Origin of the sequence: Arachnia propionica (assembly GCF_037055325.1) — a bacterium.
In the GTDB taxonomy this organism is placed as follows: Bacteria; Actinomycetota; Actinomycetes; order Propionibacteriales; family Propionibacteriaceae; genus Arachnia.
Genome location: NZ_CP146373.1, coordinates 114,104 through 139,168, shown reverse-complemented (window position 1 = coordinate 139,168; position 25,065 = coordinate 114,104). Strand labels below are relative to the sequence as shown.

Genomic DNA, 25,065 nt, shown 5'->3' with positions numbered 1-25,065 from the left:
GGCGTGCCTAACTGCTCGGTGCCTGAAGACTCCGAACCGCGGCGGCAAAGCATTCTCCGCGGTCGTCGTAGCCCGTGAACATGTCGAGCGAGGCGCTTCCGGGGCTCAGGAGCACCGCGTCACCCTCACGGGCAAGACGCGCCGCGTGGGAGACCACCTCGTCCATCACACCATGGTCGCTGCTGTCCAGGATGATCACAGGAACATCGGGCGCGTGTCGGGACAATGCTTCCGCTATAACAAGCCTGTCGATACCGATGAGGATCGCCGCCCGGATCCGATCGCGGTGGGCGATGATCAGATCATCGAAGCTGGTTCCCTTGGTCTGTCCCCCCGCCACCCACACGAACGACGAGAATGCCTGCATCGCCGAGTCCGCTGCGTGCGGATTCGTGGCCTTCGAGTCGTCGATCCAGCGCACGCCGTTAATCTCAGCCACCTCTGCTATGCGATGCCCAGCAAGGCGCAGGTCCCGAAGGCCCTGGGCCACGGCCTTTGCAGGCACCCCTAGGCTGCGCGCCAAGGCGGCCGCGGCGCAGGCATTGGCAACGTTGTGCGGAGCATAGGGCTGAACATCCGCAACCTTGGCGAGTTCCAGCGCAGAGCTGTGCCGCTGGGCAACGAAAGCGCGGTCGACGATCAGATCATCCACCACGCCGACCATAGAAATCGCGGGAATGCCAGTGGTGAAGCCGATGGCGCGGGCACCTTCCGTGACCTCGGCTTCCTCCACGAGACGTTCGGTCTCGGGTTCAGCCACGTTGTACACACAGGCATTCATGACCCGCTCGAAGATCCTGGCCTTGTCGGCTACGTAGCGTTCGTATCCGCCGGGCCCGTCGTAGAACTCGAGGTGGTCCTCGTGCAGGTTCAGTACCGCAGCAGAATGAAGGGCGAGGGTGTGCACCCAGTGCAACTGGAAGCTCGATAGCTCGACTACCAATGCATCATAGGGTTCGTCGTCGAGGATGGCCTCGATGATGGGGCGACCGATGTTCCCGACCGCCGCTGCCCGCATCCCGGCGGCCCGTAGCATGGATTCGACCATCTGGGTGGTGGTGGTCTTCCCGTTAGTGCCGGTGACCCCGAGCCACGGAATGGCTCGGTCAGGCTGCTGCATCCGCCAAGCGAGCTCGATATCCCCCCACACAGGGATCCCACGTTCCAACGCCCGAGTGAGCAACGGGGCGTCGGGACGCCACCCCGGGGATGTGACCACCAGATCCGTATCCCCCGGCAGCTCGGCGGTCGCGCCCTTGCCGAGTCGCACCGTGGCGTCGAGGGCCTCCAGAATGGCTGCTTTGTCGGCGTGGACGTTCGATTCGTCTAGAACCGTGACTCTCGCCCCGAGCGAGAGCAGCCCATCGGCTGCCGAATAACCTGAGACGCCGAGGCCCGCCACGACGGCGTGCACCCGGCTCCAGTCGCTCAGCCGATTCGCCGTGCGGAGAAATTCTTTCACTGACCGACCACCCATTCCGCGTAGAAGATACCGACACCAATGGCGACGCACAGTCCACAGATGATCCAGAACCGGATCACCACAGTGACCTCCTGCCACCCAAGAAGTTCGAAATGGTGGTGGATGGGCGACATCTTGAAGATGCGTTTACCCTTCGTAGCCTTGAAATACCCCACTTGGAGCGCCACGGAACCGGCCTCCATGACGAACAGGAAACCCATGATTACCAGCAGCAGTTCCGTGCGGGTCATGATCGACAATCCCGCGAGAGCCGCACCGATGGCCATGGAGCCGGTATCGCCCATGAAGATCCGAGCGGGTTTGGCGTTCCACCACAGGAAACCGAAGCAGGAGCCGGCGAGTGCCGTTGAGACCACCGCCAGGTCGTAGGGGTCGCGCACCTCGTAACAGAGAGGGCCGACGCTGGAAACCCTGCCGCACCATTGGTTGAACTGCCAGATGTTGACCAGCGAGAAGGCCGCGAACACCAGCGTTGCACTGCCCGCAAGCAGACCGTCAAGACCGTCTGTGAGGTTGGTGGCGTTGGGCCAGGCCATCAACAAGAAGACAATCCAGATAACCGCCAGGAAGAACGGGAGATGTAACCAAGGCAGGTCACGCAGGAAGGAGACGAACTCCGATGCGGGACGAAGACCACGTTCGTCTGGGAAATTGAGCGCCAGCACCGCGAAGACGCCACCGATCGTAAACTGCCCGATCAGTTTCCCCCTGGGGGTGAGCCCCAGGGAACGCTCCTTGGAGATCTTCGCCCAGTCATCCAGGAACCCGAGGAATCCGAGAGCGGTCATGACCCCAAGCAGCAACACCCCGGAGACCGTCACTGACTCCCACAGGATCAAGTGGGCGATGAAGTAGGACAGCACCACGGAAGCAACGATGACGACGCCCCCCATGGTCGGGGTGCCTCGCTTGGTCAAGTGTTCCTTGGGACCGTCGTCACGGATGAACTGACCGTACTGACGCCGCGTCAGGAACTTGATGAACTGTGGGGTGACCAGCAGTGTCAGCAGGAGGGACAGCCCCCCAGCCGCCAGGATCGTTCTCACTTGGGGACGCCTCCGATTCGTTTCGCCACAGCGTCGGCCACCAGTTCCAGGCCCACGCTGCGCGAGCCCTTGACCAGGAGAAGATCCCCCGGTGCGAGCTCCACCTGCGCGGCCTCCTCACGGGTGACCACCCGAGCTTCAATCCCCCGTGTACGTGCCGCTTCCGCCACGATCCCGGCATGCTCCCCGACCGAGAGAAGCTCATCGATCCCGAGATCGGCTGCCAGCGTTCCGGCCTCGGCATGCAGTTCTGCCGATTCGGGGCCAAGTTCATGCATGTCCCCCAGCACCGCCACGGCACGGGCCCCAGGATGGCTCCTGCGCTGTCCGGCGATCAGGTTGGCCGCAGTGCGCAGAGCGGCGGCCATCGAATCAGGGTTGGCGTTGTAAGCGTCATTCAAAACGATCCGGTCCTCGCTGCAGCGCACCACCTCCATCCGCCAGTCCGAACGAGACTCGGCAGCCGACAGGGCCCCGGCCACCTCCGCAATGGTCATGCCGACCGCCAGCCCGGCGGCAGCCGCAGCCAAAGCGTTGGAAACTTGGTGTCTGCCGATCACCCGGAGCGAGACCGGAGCCGAGATGGTTTCCGATTCCCGGGTGACCACCAACGTGAAGGCGGCCCGCGCGGATTCGCCACACACGACATCCCGGGCAGCGACCTGCAGGTCTCCCTCGGGCAGGTCACCCTCCCCGAACCACGCCACCCGGGCCGCAGTTTCATCCCGCATCGCCCGGCAGGAGGGGTCGTCGGCGTTCAGCACCGCCCACCCCTCGGCTCCCAGTCCCGTGATGATCTCTGATTTAGCGCGGGCGGTCCGCTCGAGCCCGCCGAACTCGCCTACATGGGCGCGCCCGATGTTCAGCACGATCCCGACGTCGAGGCCCACCAGTGAGGTGAGCCACTCGATGTGTCCGACCCCTCTGGAACCCATCTCACTAACGAGGAACTGCGTCGATCCATCGATCCGACATGCCGTCAGTGGCACACCGATCTCGTTGTTCTGGCTTCCTGTCGGAGCGACGGTGGTCCCCTTCGCCTCCAGCACCTGCGCCAGGAGATCCTTAGTGGAAGTCTTTCCGGAGGACCCCGTGACACCGAGGCTCACCATTCCCCGGGCGCGTTCCTCCCGGACCAGTCCTCGCGCCAGCCACGAGAGTCCTTGCACAGTGTCCTCGACCAGGATGTGGGGGACATCGGCCTCGGTGACGAAATTCCCGAGCACCGCGACCGCCCCCGCGGCCACGGCCTGCGGGGCGAAGGAGTGACCATCGACCCGGGAGCCGGGGATGGCGATGAAAAGACTGCCGGGTGTGGCCTTGCGATTGTCAAGCACCACGTCGGCACCAACCACCGTGTCATCACCCACCACTTCGACGGCCGCTGGCTGCATCAGCTCCACCAGCTCGCTGAGCCGCCTCGCCCTCATCGACCACTTCCTTCCATCCGTCGCCAGGTCTCGAGAGCGACCAAGGCATCGTCGAAGGCCACGATCCGGTCACCGATCTGCTGACCCTGTTCGTGTCCCTTCCCGAGAATCGCCACAACACTATCGCGCCCAGCTGTTGCGAGCGCCAGTTCAATCGCACCGCCTCTTCCCCCGGCCTCGACGATCCGGGCCCGTGAATCGGCGGTTCCAGCAAGCATGGCGGCCCGGATACTGGCAGGGTCCTCAGTGCGAGGATTGTCATCCGTGATGATCAGAACGTCACTGCGCTCAGCAGCGGCGCGCCCCATCAGGGGACGTTTGTCAGGATCTCGGTCCCCACCGCAGCCCACGACGGTTATCACCTCGCTGAATCCCTGGAGAGCATCCAGGGTGGCGGCCACTGCCTGCGGGGTGTGAGCGAAGTCCACGACCACGGTCGGGGCCATCTCGGGCAGTGGCAGCACCTGCATCCGTCCGGGCACCTGTGCACGCGCTAAGCCCGGGAGCACGTCCTCGACCGAGATCCCCACACGTTCGAGCATCGCCAGGGCGATAGCGGCATCCACCATGTTGTGCCATCCAGGAAGCGCCAGTTCCACCGTCGTCTCCCCCGATGCAGTACGCAACCGAGCACGTCCACCCAGCGGAAGAACAGGTTCGTAGCCCATGAGACGGTAGTCCGCTTCCTCACATGTGCCGACCGTGGTAACTGGAAGACCAGCTTTCCGCGCCCTATCCGCAACCCTGCAGCCGTTTTCATCGTCGATCCAAACCACAGCGGCTCGAGCATGTTCGGGAGTGAACAACGATGCCTTGGCCTCGAAGTACTCCTCCATGTCGCGATGAAAGTCAAGATGGTCCCGCCCCAGGTTGAGGAAGGCCACCACGTCGAACCTCAACGCATCAGCCCTGGACATGGCCATGGCATGACTGGACACCTCGATCGCCACGGCTTGCGCACCGTGCTCCCGCATCAAGGCCAGCAGCGCCTGAAGATCCGGCGAGTCGGGGGTGGTCACCGTGGAACGATCTGATGGCAGTGCCACACAATCGAGACGGAAACCGAGCGTCCCAATGGTCCCAACGCGCCGCCCTGTGGCAGCCAGCGTGGCCTCCAACAAGGCCACCGTGGTGGTCTTGCCATTGGTGCCCGTAACTCCAAAAAGTTCCAACCCGCTCGCGGGTTCGCCGTAGACACGGGCGCTCACCTCGGCCATCACGGGGCGCAAGCGCTCGCTGACCAGCACAGGCACACCGACTTCCCCGGCAGCCCGGGCTCCTGCCGGGTCGGTCAGGATGGCAATGGCTCCCCGTTCCACGGCTTGCCTGCTGAATGCCGCTCCATGGGAATGAAATCCCGGCAGGGCAACGTAGAGATCCCCCGGTCGCACCAGACGCGAATCGAGGCAGACCCCCGTCGTCACAACATTTCCGGCATCCCCAGAAATACCGAGCCCGGCCACCACTTCCCGAATAGCGACGGGGGAGACGAAATCTGGCCTGAGCGTGCTCACTCCCACTCCAGTGGCTCCTTTGGCGCAGGAGTACTCGAAGGAGCCACGTTGTACCTGGGAAGGGCCGTCTGGAGCACGTTGTTGACCACGGGCAAAGCCAGTTGGCTCCCAAGATTGCCGTTCGTCGGTTGATCGAGCACAACGTAGACCAGCAACTGGGGGTTCTCGGCTGGTGCAATCCCAACAAAGGATGAGGTGTAGCCGTTATAGCATTTGCAGCTGGCGTCGTAGCGCTGCGCGGTACCGGATTTACCCGCGGTGCGATATCCGGGAATCGCCCGCTCTGAGCTGACACTCGTGATGACGGATTCCATCATGTTGACCACCATGCCAGATGCTTCCTCGGAGATCACGCGACGTGATGCCGGGGTTGCCAACGAGATCGGGGTGCCGTCAGGGCTCGCGGCGGATCGGATGATCTGCGGCTGATGGTAGGTGCCACCGTTGACGACCGCAGAGAGCGCAGCCCCCATCTGCACGACCGAGACGGACAGCCCTTGCCCGAAGGAAATCTGGTCACGTGTGTAGTCGGCCATGTCCGCCCCGGGGAGGGACCCCGCGGTTTCTGCAGGTAGTCCCGCCCCCGGAGCTGAGCCGAGCCCGAAGGACGTCAGGTATTCGTGAAGTTTCCCCTTGTCCAGCTGGCGAGCAAGTTTGATGGTGCCGATGTTAGATGACTGCGCCACCACCCCCCGAGCAGTCAGTTTGATTCTCCCGTGCTCGAAGGAGTCCGTGACGGTTCCGCTTCCAGAAGTGATGCTGGCAGGCACATCGACCTTCGTGTCCGGGGTCACCAGCCCCGAGTCCGTCAGGGCAGCCATGGTCAACACCTTCTCCGTGGAACCCGGTTCATAGGCCTCGGTCACTGTGCGGTTTCCGAGGTTTCCAGCATCCGTGGCGCCAGGATTGGCCGAGTCAAAGGATGGCGCCGTCGCCAGTGCCAGGATCTCACCGTTATTCGGGTTCATCACGAGAATCGAGCCGGTTTTCGCGCCAGCTGTCGCGATGCCGTCAGCCAGCGCCTGCTCCGCGGACCACTGCAGATCAGCATCCAGAGTCAGCGAGTAGCTGGCTCCGTTCACGGGCGGGGTGAGGACGCTGGTACCCAACGGGATGCGTCCGTAGGTCGAGCGTTCGTAGACCTCCTGTCCGGGGATCCCTGCCAGCTGGGAGTCAAGCATCCCCTCGAGTCCCGCGGTTCCCTTGCCCTCCCCATTGACGAAACCGACGACGTTGCTCGCGAGTGTCCGGTTGGGATAGGTACGCAAGGGGTCGCTTTCGGCGAACAGGCCGTACCAGCGACGTTTGCCGTCCCCATCGATACCTTTGCGCATGTCGTTTTCGATCTCGGTCCAGGTGGCAGCTGGAACGTGCCGGGCAATTTCCGCATACCGAGTCCCCTGCGCAGTCAGGATCTCCAGGTATTTTGACTCAGTTCCCCCCAGATGCGTGGCCAGGATTTTTGCCACGGCTTTCGGTGCCGCCTCCGCCTCTTCCTGTTTTTTCGCACTCATCGGATAGCGCTTGTCCGCTCCGTTGCTCTGCACCATGTCCGGATCAGCCGTGATGTGCATGGCCGGCTGAGTGGCCGCGAGCACCACCCCGTTGCGATCCATAATGGAGCCACGTTCGGGCAACAGGTCTCTGGTGTTCTGCATCTTCTCCGCGGCCTGGGCAGCAAAGCTCTGGGCCTCCAGGGCCTGCAGTTGAACAGCACGTCCGACACAGACCATTACCAGCAGAAGCAGAACCATCATGAACGCACGGATCCGCATGCTGGAGCGTCCGAGGGGCAGCTTCCAGGTGTGACGTCTCCCGCGGCGAACCGAACGACGGCTCACCGCTCACTCTCTCCTGTTTGCGCTGCCTCATCCTCGGTCGACGCAGATGGCGCCTGGGAGGCCTCTGGCTCCGGCGCAGCAGGGGCCGGCGTCTGTCGAGCTCCCGGTAGCCCCGTCAAATAGGGCACTTCGTCTCCCTTCACCTGCTGAGGCTGCCCCACAATGGCTCCGTTTGAAAGATCAACAAAAGCGGGAAAGGGGTTCGGTACCATGCCCAACTCCGAAGCCCGAAGAGCAAGCGACCCACTGCTGGAGACACCTTGAAGCTCCGTTCGACGAGCCGCTACCTCGTAGGACAGCTGTGCGGCTTCCCTTCGAAGATTTGAAAGATCACGGGACTGGGCACCGACCTGAGTGGTCACGACCATGACGAAAACCATACCCACCACCACCAGGGCGGCCAGTATCAGTAGGAACCCAAACGTGGAGACACGGGCCTTGACCGGAGGTACGAGCCGCAGCCGGGGACGCGGGATCTGCCGGGTTGTTTGCTCGATGCCGGCGGCAAGGGCACTCAACTATGCCTCCTTAACTCGGGCTGCGGCACGTAGCCTGGCGGATGCCGCACGCGGGTTTGACTGGATTTCCTGTTCCGAAGGCCGCTCGGCCCCCCGGGTCAGAAGCGTGAAACAAGGTTGCAGATGTTCAGGGACAATCGGCATACCTCGCGGCGCCCCGTCGCTGGCCAAGGTCGCGAGATGACGTTTGACAGGCCTGTCTTCCAGGGAGTGGTAGGCCAGCACCACGATCCGCCCTCCAAGCGCGAGAGATGCAGTCGCCGCAGGCAGGAATCTCTCCAGGACGCCCAGCTCATCGTTGACCTCGATCCGGAGAGCCTGAAAGGTACGCTTGGCGGGATGTCCCGGGGAACGCCTCGCAGCGGCTGGAACAGCATCAGAGATGACATCCACCAGTCGACCTGAGGAAGTGAAAGGTTGGATCTCACGTTCCCGCACGATCGCGGAAACGATTCGTTCCGCGTACTTCTCCTCTCCATAGCCGCGGAGAATGCGTACGAGTTTCACCGGGGAGGCCGAATTGAGCAGATCAGCGGCGCTTCGCCCTTCCCCCCCACTCATGCGCATATCGAGGGGCGCATCGACGCGATAGGCGAATCCACGCTCCTCTCGGTCTATCTGCAAGGAACTGACTCCGAGATCGGCCAGTACGGCATGCACCTGATCAACACCAAGATCAGCAAGCACTTCCGGCAGTTCGTCGTAAACGGCCTTCACGAGGGCAATCCGTTCTGCAAACGATCCGAGTCGCTCACGCGCCACCGCCAAAGCTTCAGGATCGCGATCAATGCCGATAAGCCTTGCCGATGGGGCTGCCTCCAGAACCGCACGGGCGTGACCTCCGAGGCCAAGAGTGCAGTCGACATAGACCGCGTCAGGCACGGCGAGGGATGGAGCCAACAACTCGACGACACGGTCGAGCATGACCGGATCGTGGTTGCTGCCCTTGGCCGTCACGACCATCTCCTTCCTGTTACCCCGTCGAATCATCCGTTCGTGTACCCCGAGAGGGAGGTTCCTTCACCGGAATCGCACCTGGCCTCGGGGAAGTAAGGCCAGGGTCAACCCCGGTGATGGACCACCACCTCGGGGATCTCACTGCCCCAGTTGGGACAGCAGTTCCGCGTCGAGTTCGGCGAAACCAGATTCCTGTTCCGCCTGGTACTCGGCCCAGTGCTCGGCGTCCCAGATCTCGGCCCTGTTCATGGCACCGATCACCACGACGTCACGTTCCAAACCCGCGTAAGCACGAAGAATCGGTGGGATCGTGATCCGCCCCTGCCGGTCCGGAACCTCGAAGCTGGCCCCTGCGGTCAGCATGCGCTGATAGTCACGAACCTGCTTCAACGTGGAGGGTGCTGCACTCACGGGAGCCATGAGCGCCTCGAAAGTGTCCTTGGGATAGATGGCAAGCGCCCGTTCCTGTGTACGCGTCACGACGAGTCCCCCTTCGAGTGCCTCCCGAAACCTCGCGGGAAGGATCAAACGCCCCTTCTCGTCCAATTTCGGCGTGTGCGTGCCAAGGAACAACCGGAAACCCCCTCTCCTCCACAAAGCCCCCACTTCGCTCCACTTGCCACCACATTACCCCACTTTCCTCCACTCCAGCTCCACTTGACGCGTGTCCTCTTCCATTGGGTGTGTTTGACCGATGCCCTAGGCTTCATCCACGTCAGGAAAGCGTTGCGAGTCCCAAGGAGCCCCATGACCCAGACTGCTGCTGCCCCCTTGGCGCTGGCCGAGGTGAGCGCGCTGGCCAACCAGATGAAACAGTCGATCGGCAGCGTTATAGAGGGCAAGCCGCACCAGATACACATGACGGTTCTGGTTCTGCTGGCACAGGGTCATCTCCTGCTCGAGGACGTTCCTGGAGTCGGCAAGACCGTCCTCGCCAAGGCTCTCGGGCGTTCCATCTCAGGGGCGGTTAGCCGCATCCAGTTCACTCCCGATCTACTTCCGAGCGATGTCACCGGCGTGTCGGTCTTCAATCAGCAGACTCGTGAGTTCGAGTTCAAGCCTGGTGGCATCTTCGCCAACATCGTGCTGGGAGACGAAATCAACCGGGCGTCACCGAAAACCCAGTCTGCGCTGTTGGAGGCAATGGCCGAGGGGCAGGTCTCCGCGGATGGACAGACCTACCAGCTCAAACGACCCTTCATGGTGGTGGCGACCCAGAATCCAATCGAGATGGAGGGAACCTATCCTCTGCCAGAAGCCCAGCGCGACCGTTTCATGGCGAGAATCGAGATGGGCTATCCCGGCCACCAAGCGGAGATGGCCATGCTCACAGCCCAGGCAGGAGGAGATAAACTCGCCACCATCCATCCCGTGACGGATGTCGTCCACGTGGAGAGGGCTATCGCGACGATGCGGGGAATCTACGTAGCTCCCGTGATAAACGACTACATCGTGAGGCTTGTGGGCTCAACTCGCACCGACCCGGAGCTCCGGCTCGGTGCGAGTCCTCGCGCCTGTGTCCACCTGATGCGAGCCGCCAGGGTCGAAGCCGCCCTCCAAGGACGCGACTATGTCATTCCGGAAGATGTGACGACCTTGGCCGTTCCTTTGCTGGCTCACAGGGTTTTGCTGACAGTTGACGCACAAATCGCCCGGCAGTCAAACGAGGCCGTCATCACACGCATAGTCACCACCACTCAGCCACCACACCGGAGCTGACATGCAGGGGTTCCGTTTCGGACTCACGGGCCGCGGCCTGGCGATGCTGGTATTCGGCGGCATCATCGCGGCGGTCGCAGCCATCATGGGAGAACCCGATCTGGCTTGGGTGGGGGTGTTCATCGTCTCCTTACCCCTCCTGGGGCTCGTGACCGTGTTGGTTCTACCACCACGTCTCACCTGCAAGCGTTCCGTCATCCCCGACTCCCTACCCGTCGGAGATGTAGCTCGGGTTCGCCTGCTGATCACGAGCAGCAGAACGGTTTCCTTCTCCGCACTCGGTTTCCGCGACCGACTTCCGGAAGCTCTTGGCCGCGACGCCACTTTCACCCTCGTTCGCGGCCTGGGACGCTGGCGACAGGCCGCCGGGTACGACATCACCACCCAACAACGTGGCCATTTCCGGATCGGCCCCCTGCTGGTACGCAATTCCGATGCCTTCGGGGTTGCCTGGCGTAGCTGGCAGGCAGCTGAACGCATTACGTCACTGCGCGTGACGCCGAGGCTGTGGCCTCTGCCTCTCCCCAAGGGAGGGCGGGCTTCAGGGGCCAGTGGGGACGCTACACCACAACGCATTGGAAACGCGGGTGCTGATGACGTTCTGGTGCGCGAGCACCGTCATGGCGATGGAATGCGCCGCGTGCACTGGAGAATGAGCGCAAAACGTGGTGAATTGATGGTCCGCCTGGAAGAACAGCCATGGGACCCAGCCATGACAATCATCGTCGACACCCGCTCCACGGCACACATCGGCAGCGGGCCCGAGTCCACGCTGGAGTGGGTATTGTCGCTGTGCGCTTCCGTGGCCACCGAGCTTCTTCGCGATCGTCTCCGAGTTGCCCTTCTCGGTTCCGACGGTGTGATCTTCCGCCCCGTCAACGGCGAATCGACAGGCGCCGCGTCCCGGCTGCTGGCCACCGTCACAGACGTCGAACCATCCGGGCGTTCCCTCTTGGAGGACTGTCTCGCAGACCCGGATGCCCTCGGAACTGCACGAACCGTAGTTGCTGGGCTCGGGCTGCTCCGTCCCCGTGATGCCGCAGCGCTGGTGGCCGCGACGACCCGAGTCGCAGACATCGATGCCCTGGTCCCCGACGCACGCGCCTTTCGTCTCCCAGCGGAGATAGTCGGCGCCCACGAGGAGGCCTGCCGGCTACTCACTACCTCAGGGTGGAACATGGTGACCTTCGGCCCCGACAACTCCGTGCCACAGGCCTGGAGTCGACTTGTCGCCCAGCGGGAAGCACGATGAATAACAGATCCTCCGCCCTCCTGCCTCCCGTGATTTCGGTGGCAGTGACCGTGTCCATGCTCTCGCTCAACCCCTTGTTTGCTGCCCCCGTGTTCTCGTCGTCACTGCTCCTCACGGTTGGACTCCCCGGACTGATCGCCGCCGTAGCTGCCCTGCTTCGTCTGAAGCGTTCCTGCGTGATATTGGCAGCCCTGTCCGGATTGATTCTGCTGATCTGGTTGGGAACGAGCATCACACCAGCCAGCTCCCCGCTGACCGGAATTCCGAACCTGTTCGCCAGCGGTTTCCAGACCTTGCTGAGATCAACACCGCCGCTGCCCGTTGAGCCCGCACTGGGCTGGCTGATGCTGTTCCTGGCGTTTATGCTGTGGCTGGTCTCATACATATTGGCCGATTCCCTGGAACAACCTGCTTGGGTGATCACCCCCCTGGCACTGCCGTACGCCCTCACCGCACTGGTGCATCCCGCAGACCTCGACTTCATGAGTTTCCTGCTGGTCGCTGGCGGCTATGTGGCAGTCTTGCTCACCGCCGGAGGGCCAGGGCTCGCCCGTGGCGGATTGGGATTCCGACTGGCACGATGGTTTATCGGCTTGCTCGCGGCAACAGTGGCCACTGCCTTGACCCTGGGCGTCACTTCCTTGCTACCCATGGGAAACAAACGCCCTTGGCTGAACAACGGCCCTAATACCCCCATCCAGCTGGGTGATCCGACCATCGAGCTGAGCCACAATCTGCAACGCCCAAGCCCTGTCGACGTTCTCACCTATCGCGCCAGCGATCGAAAGCCCCACTACTTGCGCACCACAGCCCTGACTCACTTGACCGCCGGAGGCGCGCAGCTAGAGTCCATGAAGCTGCGCAACTCAGGAATCAGCGAGGCCTACAACGCCCCCGGGGAGAAGATCGACCTCAGCGTCTCCATGCGATTTCCTTCCCAATACCTACCAGCTCCCTTCGCTGTCGATGGTTTCGATGCCGCCGGGAACTGGGGATTCGATCAGAACACCCTCTCTGTGGTGGCCACGGGTGATCAAGGAGCGGATCAAACAGCGAACCTCGACTACCGGGTCACCTCCGTGATCCCGAACGGAGGATCATCCCTAGCAACCGCCCGCGCAGGTTCGGACCCGACAGGTGGGGAAACCCTCAAGATTCCTGAGGGGCTCTCCGACGAGGTCCGGGACCTGGCAGCCGAGATCACCAAAAATGCGAACACTGACGGCGCCAAGGCAAAGGCGATCGAAGAACACCTGACCTCAGCCAGCTTCACTTACACCCTTCATGCCCCCACATCAACCGGAACGAACATCATCAGCGACTTCCTGTTGAGGGACAAAGCCGGCTATTGCATCCACTTCGCCACGGCCATGGCAATACTCGCCCGGATCGAGGGAATTCCGTCACGCGTCGCGGTCGGGTTCACAGGCGGAACCCAAGATGGGGACGGATACAAGGTGACCACCGACAACATGCACGCTTGGCCCGAGCTATACTTCGAAGGCCTGGGATGGATGCCATTTGAACCAACCAAGTCCATCGGCTCCTCCGTCACAGGGGAGAACTCCCCACCAACACCACCGTCCTCTGCCCCCAGTACCTCGCCGAGCACACAGACTGTCTCCCCCGAACCCAAGCCCACTGAAGCAACAGCGTCTCCCCCGTCCTCCCCCACGCAAACACCCAAGGGCAGTTCCACAAACTGGACTTGGCTGCTCTGGATATTTCCTGTGCTCCTGTTGCTGGCTTCCCCCGCCGTGACGAGACTTTCCCTACGTGCTTGGCGTCTGCGTGGCAGGCAATCCCCGGTGGCGGCTGCCGCTGCAGCCTGGCGTGAACTGGCGGCTTCTTATAGGGACCTCGGCCAAGAGTTCCTGCATGGTTCCCCGGTCGAAGTGGCCAAGGCCATGGAACAGGATCTTCCGAATGCGACGGCGGCTCATCTACTCGAAGTCGCCGAGGTCGTGCAGCGCAGTCAGTTCGCCCGCGAAACTCCACCAACGGATCAGCTTTCAGAACGTGTGAAACTCCTGATTCACGAGCTCCGAAGCAACGTCCCGACCCCGAGACGTCTGCTGGCTTTTCTGCTTCCCAGGTCCTTGTGGCGGTCGAAGAACATCTTCAGCGGCCGCCGCGACCGCGATTCGCGATAGCCTTTTCTCACCCATCCGACAAGGCACCTACAATGACAAGGACGGGGTGCCCGAAGAACTAGGACAGGAGACCACGATGGCTTTGTCTGAGCAGGAGCAGAAGCGCCTGGACCAGCTTGAGGCATCGCTGCTCGCCGATGACCCAAAGTTCGCGGACACCCTGAGGGGCACCCCGCAGTTCCGCATCCAGCGCCGTCGCGCGGCATGCGCAGGAGTGGTCTTCGTCGCCGGTCTGGCCGCTCTGGTCCTCGGAGTCCAATTTCAGCCCATCATCTCCATCATCGGCTTCGTCATGATGCTCATCGCAGCGATCACCGGAATCAGCGCCTGGTCCAGGGTCGAGAACCAGGCGGAAACGGCACGTCCTTCCAGCAGGTCCACCCATCCTTCCACCTCAGGAGCAGACTTCATGAACAAGTTGGAAGAACGCTGGCGCAAACGTCAGCAGGGCGGCGATCTCTGAGTCGTGACCGATACCCGATGTCCCACATCGTCCGGATTCACCGTTATCAGATACCGGCTGGGAAATGGGCTTGAACTCGCGCTGCTGCCCGATCCCCATGCTCCTGCCGTGGCGGTTAATCTCAGTTTCCAGGTGGGTTCCGTTGACGAAACCCCAGGACGCACAGGCTTCGCCCACCTTTTCGAGCATCTGATGTTCCAAGGCTCCTCCAGAGTGGCGCCCGGAGAACACATGTCGGTAATCGAGGCCGCCGGCGGCAATGTCAATGCTTTCACATCCACCGATCGCACGGTCTACCACGAATGCGTGCCGGCAGGAGCTCTAGAGATGGTGCTGTGGCTGGAGGCGGATCGTCTTCGCAGCCTCGCAGTGACCCAAGAAAACCTCGATGCCCAGCGTGACGTGGTCACCCAGGAGAAGCGTCAGCGCTACGACAACCGGCCCTACGGGGATTTGTTGATGAAACTGGTGGGGCAACACTTCAGCCCCGAACATCCCTACGGGCACCTACCAATAGGATCCATGGAGGACTTGGCGGCGGCAAGCCTGGCCGAGGTGACGGCTTTCCACTCGAGGTGGTATCGCCCCTCACATGCGAAACTAGTGATCTGCGGAGCATGTGACCCGGATGAAGCCATCACTTTTGTCGAACGACATTTCGGCGACCTTGAGGATCTCTCCCCACCACCTCGGAATGCCATCACGGAACCCACGCTGCCGGGCGGGAACATCGTCGTCACCAGCGAGGTTCCCCATTCCCTGCTGTACTGCTCGTGGCAGGCCCCGGCGGCGGATGCCCCCGATCTCGTTGCCTTGGAACTGGGATTGTCTGTGCTCTCCGAGGGGCGCGCATCACGTCTCCATCGCCGACTGGTCAGGGAACAAAGGCTTGCCCACGAAGTGCACGGTACGTTGTTGGGTCATCTCCGCTCGCCCTCCATCGCTTCCGTGAGCGCAAGGCCAGCGGATGGCGTGGACACCCGGGATCTGGCCGAGGCGATCCTGAAAGAACTGGCCGATATGGAGGCACCATCTGAGCAGGAACTGGAGCGAGCGAAGGCCCAGTACGAACGTAGCTGGCTCCTCGAGCTCGCCACCGTCGAGGACCGCGCGGAAGCCACCGCCGACACGTGGACAACCCTGGGTGACCCGGCGCTGATCAACAGCCGATTGGCCGATCTCGCGACCATTACTTCCAACGACGTGATCAAGGCACTCAGCCACCGCCCATCATCCAGCCAGCTGCACTATCTGCCGAAAGGCACATTGTGATCCGTCCCGCCATAGTAAAGCCACGTCCATGGCGCTTCCCCACACTGCTGCGTTCCTCCCTCGACTCGGGACTGGAGCTTGCGTTCATCGACCTTCCAGGTCAGGCCCTCGCTTCTGTGGAGTTGGTACTTCCCAGCCCTCTGGAAGCCGAGCCACGGGACAAGGAAGGCGTTGCCACCGTCGTTCTGCACTCCTGCGACGAAGCCACCATCACCCTGCCGGACATCGTGGAACAGCTCGAACTACAAGGAGCTGCGCTGCTCGGGAAATCCACTTGGGGATACACCCAGCTGGGACTGAGTGCCCCAGCACGCCGCTTACCACAAGCACTCGAACTGTTTGCTTCCGTGGTAAGGGAACCAGCCTTCGAAGAACCCGACCTGACCCACCACATCGAGACCCAGATTGCAGATTGGAGGACCAGGAAGGCCTCCCCCACGGCTGTCACCAGGGAGACCCTGAACGCTTCGTTGTTCGGTCTGGAACAACGCGAAGGACGTCCCCTCGCCGGCTCCCCCGAGACCCTGAAGGCGATTACCCGCGAAGCAGCCCGGGAGTGGCATGAACACACCTGGGTTCCCGAGGGCTCAACGTTGATCCTTGCAGGCGATCTGAAAGGCCTGGACACAGAGAAACTGACGGCTCCTCTGGAAAACTGGCGAGGTAAGAGAACCCCAGCGCCGCCTCCCCAAGGAATCCCGGGCCGGCCCGGAATCGTTGTGGTCGATCTCCCACAAGCAGCCCAGACCGTGGTGCAGGCATTCGTCCCCACCCCGGGCCGCCAGGACCCCGACTGGGCGGCCCTCAAACTGGGCGGACACATCATGTGTGGAGCATTCGCCAGCCGCCTGAACCTGGAACTTCGTGAGCGTCTCGGCTACACCTACGGCGTTTCAGGTGGGGTGTCGGCACGCCGCACGGGAGGTTCCCTCATGCTGGCAACATCCCTGAACAACAACTCGGCCGCCGACGCCACCGCTCGCATCCTGGAAGCGCTCCTGTCCCCCAGCCCCTTCACCGATGGCGAAGTCAGGGATGCTGCCCAGTACCTGGTGCAGGCCTCTCCACTGCAATACGAGACAGCAGCTGACGTCACGACCCAAGCCGCAGCCCTGATAGCGGCAGATCTTGATCCGCGCTTCATTGATCAGTACCACACCGCGTTGGCGAGTACCACGGCGGACCAGGTCAACACCGCTTGGCATGCGAACATCTGTCCCGAGGACGTCACCATCGCGATCGGCGGCCCGGCCACGTTTCTTGAACCCGGCTTACAGGCCGCCGGCATCCAAGCCACGCTCATTCGTTGAGCAGGGCAAGTGCCCGTTCCGTCTTGACCTTCGCCTCGTTGGTCTTCTGCTGATAGGTGGCGAGGTCACCGGCTTTCAGAGCCTGGTCAGCCTCCACAAACAGGGCCACGCCCTCCTTCAACAGCACCTTTGCCTGTTCCTTGGCCTCCGCCTCAGAAGTCGGTGGAGGCTGCTGTCCGTTCGTGGAACCCTCCACAGGCTTTTCACCCGTCTCAGCTCCTGCATCGCCCTGGAACACCTGGTCGAGGGCTGCCTTCAGGGTGTCACCGATCCCGACGTGCTCGCCGAAACGCGCCACAACGAAACGCAGCGCAGGGTAACCACCGCTGGTGGTGCTGGTTTGGGTGTAGATCGGCTGGACATACATCAGGCCGCCGCCCACCGGGATGGTGAGCAGGTTCCCGTAGATGGCGCTCGTGTTGCCCTGACGATTGAAAGGGAGCAGCCGTTCCGCCACGGCCTCGTTCGTCGAGATCGCGTTGAAGGTCTGCCCCGGTCCCGGAATCTGTTTGGCATCCGAGAGCTTGAGCGCCCGCAGCTGTCCATAGTTCGGGCTGGTCGCATCCGCATTCACCGCCATGTAGACCGAAAGGTTCTCGCGCCCCCGTGGAACGAAGACCGTCGTGTTGGAGTAGTGCGCCTGCTCCTCGCCCGGCCACTTGATGGTCAAGAAATAAGGGGGTTCCTTGATTCCGCTCTCACCGCCTTTGACAGGGTCAGAGGGAACCTCCCAGATGTCCGACTGCTGGAAGAAGGTGTACGGGTTGGTGGTGTGATAGAGGCCCAGCATCTGACGCTGTACCTTGAAAAGGTCCTGCGGATACCGCAGGTGCGCCATCAGTTCAGGGCTGATTTCGGATTTCGGGGTGATGAGCCCCGGATAGACCTTCGACCAGGTCTGGAGGATCGGGTCTGATTCGTCCCAGCCGTAGAGGGTGACGGTGCCATCGTAGGCATCCACCGTGGCCTTGACCGAGTTGCGGACGTAGTTGACCTGCGTACCAGAAGACGTGCGATCACCACTTGTGCGGGTGTCCTTGGTGGCCTGGGTCCAGTCGACACGGGTCGAGTTCGGGTAGTCGGCGGTGGTGGTGTAGGCATCAATGATCCAGACGATGCGTCCATTGACCACGGTCGGGTAGGGATCAGAGTCAACCGTCAGGAACGGCGCCACCTCCTTGACCCGGTCCACCGGGACCCGGTTGAACAGCAAACGCGAATTTGAGTTGACCCTCTCGGAGAGCAGCAGGTTGATGTCCCCGAAACGCACAGCAAAAGCGGCCTTGTTCAGGAAATTACCGACAGGAACGCCACCGCTTCCTTGGTAGGTGTACTTGGTCTCGGTGTGCTCCTGCCCGCCACCGGGGGTGTCGAGCTCCACCGGTTCCGCCCCTTCGGGAGCACCGGCAATCACCCAGTGCTTGGATTCCTCACCGAAATAGATGCGGGGCTGCTCCTGTTTGATCAGGCCTTCGGTCGGGATCCCCCCTGAGAAGTAGGTGGGTTCTCCATTCGATTCACGACGGTTGCCATAGGCCGCCACCAAGCCATAGCCGTGGGTGTAGACCGTGTGCATGTTGTTCCAGGTGTTTCCCGCCTCGACGGCGTTCAGGTCAAGTTCACGAGCGGCCACGACGGAGTCCGTTTCCCGGCCCTCCACGTTGTAGCGATCAACGTCGAGGGTGGAAGGGAACCGGTAATAGCCGCGTACTTGCTGAAGCTGTTCGAAGGTTGGTGCGATGATGGCCGGGTCCATCAACCGGATTGCCGGCAGCGCGGCTGCGTCGGCACGCAACTGCCCCGCGCTCACACTGTCCACAGCCTCGTAGTCCGTGATTTGAACCGATTCGATTCCGAAAGCCTTTCTCGTCGCCTCGATGTTGTTGGCTATCCAGGGACGTTCCAGGTCGGGTTCGTTGGGTTTGACCACGAAACTACGAACAGCCCACGGATAGACAGCGGTGAGGATCATCGCGGAGATCACCAGCAGACCCACTGCGATACCAGGCACGCTCCACCTCACCCGCCACGCGTTGTAGAAACACAGCAGCGCGCAGATCGCCGCGATCGCGGCGACAATCAGACTGGCCGGGACTCGAGAGGTCGCATCCGTATAGTTGACACCCGTGAACAGGTTGTTCTGAGTGGTCAAGTAACCGTATCGGTCAAGGAAAGATGCGATCCCGTACAACAGCAACGTGACCCCGAGCAGAAGGGATACCTGCCGTTGAGCTGCCTTGCCGGCCCCTTTGAGATTCCCCGACTTCCGGAAGGCCCTGGAATTCATGGCACCGGTGAGGAAATGCACCAGAAGAGCTCCAATGAGGCAGACCACCACCATGAAACTCACGTAGTTCAGCACGAACCGCCACCACGGCAGCTGGAACACGTAGAAAGACGCATCCAACCCGAAAACGGCGTCGGGGGTACCGAAATCGGTGGAGCGAACCCATGCCAGGAAGACCTGCATCTGACCAGCGGCGACTCCACCACCCAGCAGACCAGCCACGATCGAAGGCAGCAACATGAGGATCCGGGAGCGCCGGTCCAGGTTGTCACGCAGCTGGAGCAGCAACTCGGAATCCAAATTCGCACGCCGCACCGGGGGGCGTAGCCGATAGGCCAGCGCAAGGGAGCCGAACACCCCGCCTCCCATGAGCAGCCCGAACCCCAGGAATAACCCCACCCGGGCGGCCAGCTGGGTGGTAAACACCGTCGAAGCGGATACGCTGCTGAACCACAGGTAATCCGTGTAGAACCGAGCCACCAGCACTACCAGCAGAACGAGAAGACCCAAGATCAGAGTCGAGATCAGCAAGGGGCTCCGGCGCCTCTCAACACCGGCTTGGTCTTCTACGCTCATGCGTTCTCCTCCTTGAACGTGGCCAGCAGAGCATCGGCCAGACCGGGCACGAGGTCCTCGGCGCCGAGCAGATCGTCAGGGTTACTGAGGACACGGGCTAGGCCGTGCCGCGCCCCGTCACGCAACACGCCAACCACCACCCGGACGTCAGTGCGGGCCTCGTGTTTGTTTACGAACTCGATGGCCTCTCCAGGGTCCGTGGGCACCTGGGACTCGAATCTGGGCGGCAGGAAGGCCCGTTCCATCGCGATCGCGCATCCTGTCACGGTCGCCGGCCAGGTCAGGAGCGCCAACCGTGTGGCAATGTCGCTGCCGAGCTGGAAATCCTCCTGCTCCACAGCGGTCAATGCATCCTCCGCGGTCTGGGTAACCCGTCCCCGCAGCTGTGGTTCCAATTCAAGCAGCGTTCTGGTCTCCACGAGCGCGAACAATCGAGCTGGCTGATCCCACCCGAGCTCGGAAACGTGACGCTCAATATCGGCCAGGGCCGCTATCAGACGACTCGGATCCACCTCAGCCACAGCTGGGCACCTCCTGTGTGGGTTGTCCTTCGTTTACCAGCTGCAGCGCAGCAATCGCGTCTTTGAGAGTACCCACAGGAATCAGCCTGAGGTCGGTGCGCAGGTCCCCTAGGTCGGCGCAGTTGCTGGCAGGCATCAGGAACAGCTTCGCTCCGGCCGCCTCCGCGCCCTTGATCTTCTCTCGGATTCCACCGATGCTGTACACCTTTCCTGCAGCGTCCACCTGACCGGTGCCGGCCACCACACGCCCCTCACGCAGTACTCCATCCGTGATGCGATCGTAAATCGCCAGCGCGAACACCAAACCTGCAGAAGGACCGACGATTGTGGGATCGATCCTGTAGGAGATGGAAGGCGCGTACCGGTAACCGGTCGAGAGCAAGATCCCGAGATACGGCGCCCCGTCACGTTCGGTGGCGGTGGTCACGGTGACCTTTTCACTTGCACCTCCACGCAGCACCCTGAACACGATGGGATCCCCAACGGCCCTGGTTTGAATGGCGGTTTTCACCTCGTCGTTGGTTGTCACCTCACTGCCGTCCACAGCCTCGATGAGGTCTCCGGGACGCAGTTGCCCGTTCGCTGGTCCGGACAGGCTGACCGAGGACACCATCGGCATTTCGGTGACGGACTGCCCTGCCGCCCTGAGAGCAGCGACAGTCGCGTTCACGCGGGAGGAATCCATCATGGCGACTGCTTCGTTCTGCATCTCAGAGTTCGATTTCCCAGCCGGGTACACGACATCGCGCGGCAGGACATCTGAATCAGCGGCCACATGAGCCATGAGCGCTGCAGGGAGACTGATGATGGAATCAACCTGCGTTGTAGAGACTGTTGTCATCAACAACTTGCCACCACTGTTGCTCGTTGGGATGCCGGAGATCTCGATGAGCGGCCCCTCCTCGGTACTGCCCATCACATCAACGGTCTTACCGGGCTGCCAGGTGATGAACGGCACCGGGATCAGGATGAGGCCTGCGGCCAGCAACACAAACAGCGCCGAGGACACGACGGCCACCATGTTTCGCGACATCTCGCCCCTCCTTGCCTGCCGTATGGGTGGCGACAAGCCTACCAAGTGGACCTCACCGGACCGTCCTTCTCCGTTTTCCTTGAGTCCATAGGGTTGAATGGTTTCCGAATCGGTTTCCCATGCGAAAGGCCTGATGACCAATGTCAACTCCCGAAGGGTTCGACTTCGAACAGCTCAAGCGCATGATGGAGCAGCTCGGCCTCAATGCCGATGAGCTGAATCTCGACGAGTTGATGAAGCAGATGCAGCGCCTTCAGACATCCGGTGGAATCAGATTCGGCATCACCCCAGCCGATCAGGATCCGGAGGCCTCATGGCGAACCACGATCACCGCGGCACGCCACCTCGCCTCGAAACTGGGACCTGACCCAGCCCTCTCACCCGGGGAGCGGCTCGCCATCGTTGATGCAGAACGGCTGGCCCAGTCCTGGCTGGACCCGGTGACACAGTTCGCTTCTTCCGGAACACCGCCGGTGACGCAACACCGTGAGAAGTGGATCGAGGCCACATCCGAGGGATGGCGACGTCTGGTCGAACCGATCATCGACGGCCTCGCTGACGCACTGCAGCGCGGCACAGCAGCCCCCGAGAATCCACAGTTCGCCGACTTTTCATCGATGCTCGCCCCCATGATACGAACCTCTGCATCACTGATCTACCGCGACCGACTGAGCAAGGTGCTGGCATCGGTCGCCGGATCCACGCTCACCGGCTCGGAGGTAGGAATTTCCCTCACCGAAGGGGCCGCGGTGACGGTACTGCCCGCAAACGTCGCCGAGTTCACCCGCGACCTCGATCTGCCCGACAGCGACGTCATGCTCTATCTGCTTCTGCGAGAAGCCGCCAGACAACGACTATTCCAGGGAGTCAGTTGGCTGTCCCCTCAGGTGGAGGCACTCCTGGCCCACTACGCCCGCGAGATCCGGATCGATTTCGAAGCCTTGTCCTCACAGCTGGACATCAGCGATGACGAGGTCTCGCTTGAAGAGATCGTCGCTGTTGGGGAAAAGGTACGTGGTTCGTTCTTCAAGCCTGCCAGCACTGAGCTGCAGCTGGAGATCCTCGGGCGCCTCGAGGTACTGCTGGCACTGATCGAGGGCTGGGTGGACCATGTCACGAATCGCGCCGCAGCGAACTGGATGACCACCGCAACACAGCTCGACGAGGTGGTCCGCCGGCGTCGAGCCTCCGCAGAGCCCACTCGCGATGTGTTCCGGGATCTGCTCGGCCTGGAGTTGCGCCCCCGTTTGATCCGCGACGCAGAGAATCTGTGGGCGGTCATGGAGCATCGTCACGGGGCCCTCGAACGCGATGGTGTGTGGCAACACCCCGACATGTTGCCGACAGCCCGGCATCTGGAGGATCCCCTCTCCTACGTACATCCGGCCCACCGTGACGAGGACGACGGGGAATTTGACGCGGAACTCCGAAAACTGTTGGGCGAATAGCACTTGACGAAAACACCCTCGACACGATTGACTTGAGCCAAGACCTCCGCCAGGGGTGGTTCGCAGGGGAAGGCGAACCTCCAGGCGGAGGCCTTGTTTCATTCCTTCGCTGAAGCGACATTTTTCGCACCGTGCTCCGCGACGATCCGCAGAACGTCCCGACCGAACCGGTCAGCCTTCACGGTACCGATGCCGCTGATCTGCAGCAGCTGAGTTCGATTCACAGGTTCGGCCTCAGCCACGGCTTGCAACGTGGCGTCAGTGAAGATCACGAAGGCCGGTTGGGACGCGGCTTGGGCCGTTTCCAACCGCCAGGCCTTCAGCGCAGCCAAGAGCTTCTCGTCGAAAGGCGCCGCACAGCCGGTGTGACGACCCAGCTTGCGTTCGGCAGCATCAGTTAGCTGCCCCCCACAGACGAAACAGGTGCGGGAACGCACACTGCCACGCCCGGCCCTACCCTCGCGGGTGACAGGAATCTGCTCCTCAGGCACGAGGCCCGTCAGGAAACGGGAACGCGCACCGCGACCGCGGGAAGGTTTACCGGGCCATGAGATCCGCAGCCGCAGGCGGGCCCGGGTGACCGCGACGTGCAGGAGTCTCCGTTCCTCCGACAGTGCGGGTTCCTCCTGGCTCAGCGCGAAGGGCACCATGCCTTCGCGCACCCCGACCACGGCCACCGCATCCCACTCGAGTCCCTTGGCAGCGTGCATGGTCGCCAAGGTGACGGCGCTGGTGGCGGGTGGGGTCTCGAGATTGGCATGATCATTCAGCCAGGCGATGAACGCGGGGGCGGTCCAGTCCGGGAAACCACCCTGAGCGTCGCGGATCATGTGTGCCAAGGAGTTGATGGATTCCCAGCGTTCCCGCTGCGCCCCCATTCCCGACGGGGCCTCCGGATTCCACCGGACCTCGGCCAGCACCTCGTCGAGCAGCCCCTCCGGACAGGCTCCAGAATCCCGCTGTGCGGCGCGGCGCAGCCGGTTCACCGCGTCGCGCACCTCGGGACGTTCCCAGAAACGGTCGGTGCCTTTGACCTGGTAAGGAATCCGCGCGGAGTCCAGAACGGATTCGAAAACGGGTGACTGTGCGTTGATGCGGTAGAGCACCGCGCACTCACTCCACGGGGTGCCCTCAGCATGTCGCTCCCCCAGCCAGGCGGCCACGGCCCGAGCCTCATCCTCCTCCGTGCCGTCGGCGTGGAACTCGGGGGGTGGCCCTTCAGGACGTGTGGATTGCAGGTCCCCTGCACTGGGGCGGCGACGCACTACACGGTTCGCGAGCTGGACGATGCCCGGACTGGAGCGGTAGTTACGGACCAGCCTCACCTGCCGGGCCCCAGGATATTCGGAGGCGAAACCGGTCAGGCAATCGGCCCGGGCGCCGGCGAAACCGTGGATGGCCTGCTGGGGATCACCGACCACGCAGATGTCTGGGCGACCATCCACCCACAGCGAGACCAGGCGGTGCTGAATCGCGGAGACGTCTTGGTACTCGTCCACCACGAAGTGCCGATAGGCGTCACGGATCCGTTCGGCTACGGCGGGGTGTTCCACCAGCAGCGCGGCTGTGCACAGGAGGATGTCGTTGAAATCCACCACCCCGGAACTGGTCTTGTGCTTCTCGTAAGCCTCCATCACGTGGGCCACACGTTCGGGCTCCACCCCAGCAACCGTACGGCCACGGGCGAGTTGGGCGTAGCGGCTGGGAGGGACATTGCTGGACTTGGCCCAGCCAATCTCTCCTATCAGATCTCGCACCAAGTTCGTGTCGGCATTGCCGAGCACTCGATTTGCGGCCCGCCCCACCAACGGAAAAGGGTTGTCCAACAACACCGGGAAATCGGAACCATAGGCCGTAGGCCAGAAGTAGCGGCACTGGCTGAGAGCAGCTGCATGGATGGTCCGGGCCGAGACCCTGCGTACCCCGAGCCCCGCCAACCGCGACTTCAGCTCCCCTGCCGCCCGCGTGGTGAAGGTGACCGCAAGGGTCGCAGTCGGGACGTAGCGGCCCTCCCGGACGGCGTGGGCAACCCGATGCGTGATCGCCCGCGTCTTCCCCGTCCCTGCTCCCGCCAACACCACCAGCGGCTGCTCCAGCAGCGTCGCCACCAACCGCTGCTCGGGGTCAAGGGCGTCGAGGATCGGATCAGTCACGAGAACCATTCAAACAGGCAACGCCCGCAAAAACCCGACCGGTGTCCCACCCTCAAGGTTTTGTCGGTGAGGCGCACTAATGTGATCGG

General features: G+C 62.4%; 19 protein-coding genes. 7 read left to right on the top strand and 12 right to left on the bottom strand.

Annotated features, from left to right (window positions below):
* Positions 1-7 precede the first annotated feature (7 nt).
* From murD to mraZ, 8 genes are all read right to left on the bottom strand, one after another.
* Entirely contained in the window at positions 8-1,477 is a 1,470-nt protein-coding gene (murD, locus tag V7R84_RS00590; RefSeq protein ID WP_338570965.1) for a UDP-N-acetylmuramoyl-L-alanine--D-glutamate ligase, read from the bottom strand.
* Complete coding sequence (gene mraY, locus V7R84_RS00585) at positions 1,459-2,529, bottom strand: phospho-N-acetylmuramoyl-pentapeptide-transferase (RefSeq protein WP_338570962.1); 1,071 nt, start codon at positions 2,527-2,529, stop codon at positions 1,459-1,461. The genes murD and mraY overlap by 19 nt, the downstream gene beginning before the upstream one ends.
* Positions 2,526-3,959 (bottom strand): UDP-N-acetylmuramoyl-tripeptide--D-alanyl-D-alanine ligase, encoded by a 1,434-nt coding sequence (locus tag V7R84_RS00580; protein WP_338570959.1) that lies wholly within the window; start codon positions 3,957-3,959, stop codon positions 2,526-2,528. Before V7R84_RS00580 ends, mraY begins: the two co-directional genes overlap by 4 nt.
* Positions 3,956-5,473 carry a UDP-N-acetylmuramoyl-L-alanyl-D-glutamate--2,6-diaminopimelate ligase gene (locus V7R84_RS00575; protein WP_338570956.1) on the bottom strand — a complete coding sequence of 506 codons (1,518 nt, stop codon included), beginning with the start codon at positions 5,471-5,473 and terminating at the stop codon, positions 3,956-3,958. Before V7R84_RS00575 ends, V7R84_RS00580 begins: the two co-directional genes overlap by 4 nt.
* A complete protein-coding gene (locus V7R84_RS00570; RefSeq protein ID WP_412728096.1) occupies positions 5,470-7,248 on the bottom strand; it encodes a peptidoglycan D,D-transpeptidase FtsI family protein in 1,779 nt (592 codons plus the stop codon). Before V7R84_RS00570 ends, V7R84_RS00575 begins: the two co-directional genes overlap by 4 nt.
* Positions 7,249-7,310: 62 nt before the next feature.
* Positions 7,311-7,832, bottom strand: a complete 522-nt coding sequence (locus V7R84_RS00565; protein WP_338570950.1) for a hypothetical protein — start codon at positions 7,830-7,832, stop codon at positions 7,311-7,313.
* Positions 7,833-8,795, bottom strand: a complete 963-nt coding sequence (gene rsmH, locus V7R84_RS00560; RefSeq protein ID WP_338570947.1) for a 16S rRNA (cytosine(1402)-N(4))-methyltransferase RsmH — start codon at positions 8,793-8,795, stop codon at positions 7,833-7,835.
* A 132-nt stretch (positions 8,796-8,927) separates the two neighbouring features.
* Entirely contained in the window at positions 8,928-9,362 is a 435-nt protein-coding gene (gene mraZ, locus V7R84_RS00555; protein WP_212326589.1) for a division/cell wall cluster transcriptional repressor MraZ, read from the bottom strand.
* 174 nt (positions 9,363-9,536) lie between these two features.
* Here mraZ and V7R84_RS00550 point away from each other — a divergent pair, with 174 nt between their 5' ends.
* The 6 genes from V7R84_RS00550 to V7R84_RS00525 all read left to right on the top strand — a co-directional run bounded on the left by V7R84_RS00550 (position 9,537) and on the right by V7R84_RS00525 (position 16,958).
* Positions 9,537-10,508: a MoxR family ATPase gene (locus V7R84_RS00550; protein WP_338570938.1), complete on the top strand. Its 972-nt coding sequence runs from the start codon at positions 9,537-9,539 to the stop codon at positions 10,506-10,508.
* 1 nt (position 10,509) lies between these two features.
* A complete protein-coding gene (locus tag V7R84_RS00545; protein WP_338570936.1) occupies positions 10,510-11,760 on the top strand; it encodes a DUF58 domain-containing protein in 1,251 nt (416 codons plus the stop codon).
* Positions 11,757-13,913 carry a DUF3488 and transglutaminase-like domain-containing protein gene (locus V7R84_RS00540; protein ID WP_338570934.1) on the top strand — a complete coding sequence of 719 codons (2,157 nt, stop codon included), beginning with the start codon at positions 11,757-11,759 and terminating at the stop codon, positions 13,911-13,913. The genes V7R84_RS00545 and V7R84_RS00540 overlap by 4 nt, the downstream gene beginning before the upstream one ends.
* Before the next feature lie 76 nt (positions 13,914-13,989).
* The gene (locus tag V7R84_RS00535; protein ID WP_338570932.1) at positions 13,990-14,376 is read left to right on the top strand and encodes a DUF3040 domain-containing protein; all 387 of its coding nucleotides are present in this window, start codon (positions 13,990-13,992) and stop codon (positions 14,374-14,376) included.
* A gap of 3 nt (positions 14,377-14,379) precedes the next feature.
* Complete coding sequence (locus V7R84_RS00530) at positions 14,380-15,648, top strand: pitrilysin family protein (RefSeq protein ID WP_338570930.1); 1,269 nt, start codon at positions 14,380-14,382, stop codon at positions 15,646-15,648.
* Entirely contained in the window at positions 15,645-16,958 is a 1,314-nt protein-coding gene (locus V7R84_RS00525; RefSeq protein ID WP_338570928.1) for a pitrilysin family protein, read from the top strand. The genes V7R84_RS00530 and V7R84_RS00525 overlap by 4 nt, the downstream gene beginning before the upstream one ends.
* Here the strand turns inward: V7R84_RS00525 and V7R84_RS00520 are convergent.
* Genes V7R84_RS00520 through V7R84_RS00510 form a run of 3 tightly spaced genes read right to left on the bottom strand, consistent with a single transcriptional unit; the run spans position 16,948 to position 21,375 of the window.
* Entirely contained in the window at positions 16,948-19,821 is a 2,874-nt protein-coding gene (locus tag V7R84_RS00520) for a UPF0182 family protein (RefSeq protein WP_338570926.1), read from the bottom strand. The genes V7R84_RS00525 and V7R84_RS00520 overlap by 11 nt on opposite strands.
* A complete protein-coding gene (locus tag V7R84_RS00515; protein ID WP_338570923.1) occupies positions 19,818-20,342 on the bottom strand; it encodes a PPA1309 family protein in 525 nt (174 codons plus the stop codon). The genes V7R84_RS00520 and V7R84_RS00515 overlap by 4 nt, the downstream gene beginning before the upstream one ends.
* A complete protein-coding gene (locus V7R84_RS00510; RefSeq protein WP_338570921.1) occupies positions 20,335-21,375 on the bottom strand; it encodes a PDZ domain-containing protein in 1,041 nt (346 codons plus the stop codon). The genes V7R84_RS00515 and V7R84_RS00510 overlap by 8 nt, the downstream gene beginning before the upstream one ends.
* A 140-nt stretch (positions 21,376-21,515) precedes the next feature.
* Here V7R84_RS00510 and V7R84_RS00505 point away from each other — a divergent pair, with 140 nt between their 5' ends.
* Complete coding sequence (locus tag V7R84_RS00505) at positions 21,516-22,823, top strand: zinc-dependent metalloprotease (protein WP_338570918.1); 1,308 nt, start codon at positions 21,516-21,518, stop codon at positions 22,821-22,823.
* 98 nt (positions 22,824-22,921) lie between these two features.
* On the opposite strand, the gene V7R84_RS00500 is transcribed toward V7R84_RS00505, so the two are convergent.
* The gene (locus V7R84_RS00500) at positions 22,922-24,976 is read right to left on the bottom strand and encodes an ATP-dependent DNA helicase UvrD2 (RefSeq protein WP_338570915.1); all 2,055 of its coding nucleotides are present in this window, start codon (positions 24,974-24,976) and stop codon (positions 22,922-22,924) included.
* Between the last annotated feature and the right edge of the window lie 89 nt (positions 24,977-25,065).